This is a genomic window from Synechococcus sp. R6-10, assembly GCF_047461815.1.
Lineage (GTDB): Bacteria > Cyanobacteriota > Cyanobacteriia > Thermostichales > Thermostichaceae > Thermostichus.
Genome location: NZ_JANSHW010000478.1, coordinates 1 through 1812 on the forward strand (window position 1 = coordinate 1; position 1812 = coordinate 1812).

A 1812-nucleotide genomic window follows, 5' to 3' on the forward strand; every position below is an offset into this window, starting at 1 on the left:
ACAGGGTCTGCCTTTTTACTCCGTAGTTCTGTTCAACAGTCAAAATCTATCTGCCCTGGAAGAACGAGGGGATCTGCCCATTACCGCCCTGCACGAGTTGGGCCATGCCTTGGGCTTCTTGCCCATCGTCTGGGATCCCAAGGGGCTAACGGTGGGCTTGGTGAGGCGGGATCAGCCTACGCCCCCTGGCTACGATCCCCGCTTTATCGGCCCCAGGGCAGTCAGCGCCTTCGCCACGCTGGGAGGAAACGCGCCCTCTGTTCCTTTAGAAAACGAGTTTGGGGAGGGATCCCGAGATTCCCATTGGCGGGAGAGCGTCTTGGGCCGCGAGCTGATGACCAGCCGCATCGACCGGGGGGTAGCCAACCCCTTAAGCATTCTCACCGTCGAAGCAATGGCAGATATCGGCTATGAGGTGAATCCAGCAGCGGCGGATGGCTTTGCTTTGGGGCGCAGTAGAGGGATCCCTCAGCCTTTGGAACTGCAGGAGCTGGAGTTGATCCTGCCCCTACAGCAATTTGACGCCGAGGGCAGGCGGGTGGGGGATCCCTGAGAAAAAGAGCATATTTACTCATGGCCAAGATGCTGCTTCTTAACAATAATGAAGGTCAAGTTGTACAACTTCACAACTTCGACAATCTCTCACCTCATTTCTTTGCAATGAGCCATGGGTATCCTCAAGAAGCTTTTCGGCGGCCTGTTCTCCTTTTTCGGCATTCTCTTCGGCGGCTTGGTGGATTTTGTTACCGGGCCTTTTCGTTCTGCACCAGCTTCTCCCAGCTCTGCTCCTGCGGCTACAGCAACTGCTCCTGCCAACAAGCCCAAGGTGGTGGTGGAGAAGCCTTTTGTGCCCAATGAGATCTCGGCTCCGCGTCCTAACCGTCGCCCTGGCCCGGCTTTGGATGTGTTCCGGGCTATGGTTCAGGAGATCCCTTCGGCGCGGGCTTAGTCTGCCCATCTTCGGGAGCAGCTCGTAAGATGGAGGTGACACCGCTGGAGACTGCTCTCTATGTCCGATCTCTCTTTCTCAGAACAAGAACGGCTGAAACAGCTTGAGCGTGAACTGGAGCAAGCGGCGGCGGCCTCTGGGGATCCAGGAACATCCGTTGCGTCTCAGGGGAAAAGTGCCGTCCGAGCTTGGGTTGAGACTTGGGGGCGTCCACTGGTGACGGTCTTCGCCATTCTGGGCTGTATTCTTCTGGTCGGGCTGTTCTTCCGGGTTTTCGGCACCGTTCTCAGGTGGGCAGTGGTGGCGGGGCTGGGCTATCTGCTCTATGCCTGGGTGGTGGCACCGCGGCTGGGCCTTCCCACCGGAGCTAAGTCGAAGCCAGAGGACAGCAATCTCGACAGCTTTTGATGCCTAGGGATCCCTGGCGAGCCTATGTTTACTTGGCGGCGGCCATCTTGGGCTGGGCTACGGCTGCCAGCGCTTTTAAGTTTGGGTTGCGGTACCTGTCGCCGACGGTCTTGCTGATTTTTTCGGCATTGAGCTCTTGCTTGATCCTGGGGATCGTTTTGGTGGTTACAGGGCGGGCAGGGTTCCTCGGCAAGCAGAGGGGATCCCAAATCCGCCTGTCGGCCCTTCAGGGGCTGCTCAACCCCTTCGGCTACTATGGGGTGTTGTTCCAGGCTTATGACCGTCTGTCGGCTCAGGCGGCGATGGCTCTGAATTACACTTGGCCGCTGGTGCTGGCTCTTCTGGCGGTGCCGCTGCTGGGAGAGCGCTTCCGTTGGCGGCTGGTGTTGGCCTTGGGGGTGAGCCTGCTGGGGGTGGTGCTGGTGGCTACGGGGGGATCCTGGGGCACCTTGCAG

The 1812-nt window shown here is 58.8% G+C and carries 4 protein-coding genes; all 4 read left to right on the top strand.

Annotated features, from left to right (window positions below; genetic code table 11):
* A partial coding sequence (locus NW837_RS12465; protein WP_414331949.1) for a leishmanolysin-related zinc metalloendopeptidase occupies nt 1-553 on the top strand: 553 nt, incomplete at its 5' end.
* Between the two features lie 114 nt (nt 554-667).
* The gene (locus tag NW837_RS12470; protein ID WP_011432432.1) at nt 668-949 is read left to right on the top strand and encodes a hypothetical protein; all 282 of its coding nucleotides are present in this window, start codon (nt 668-670) and stop codon (nt 947-949) included.
* Between the two features lie 60 nt (nt 950-1009).
* Nucleotides 1010-1357, top strand: a complete 348-nt coding sequence (locus tag NW837_RS12475; protein WP_414331950.1) for a hypothetical protein — start codon at nt 1010-1012, stop codon at nt 1355-1357.
* Nucleotides 1357-1812, top strand: a 456-nt coding sequence (locus tag NW837_RS12480; protein ID WP_414331951.1) for an EamA family transporter, incomplete at its 3' end; no start/stop codon positions are given. The genes NW837_RS12475 and NW837_RS12480, both read left to right, overlap by 1 nt.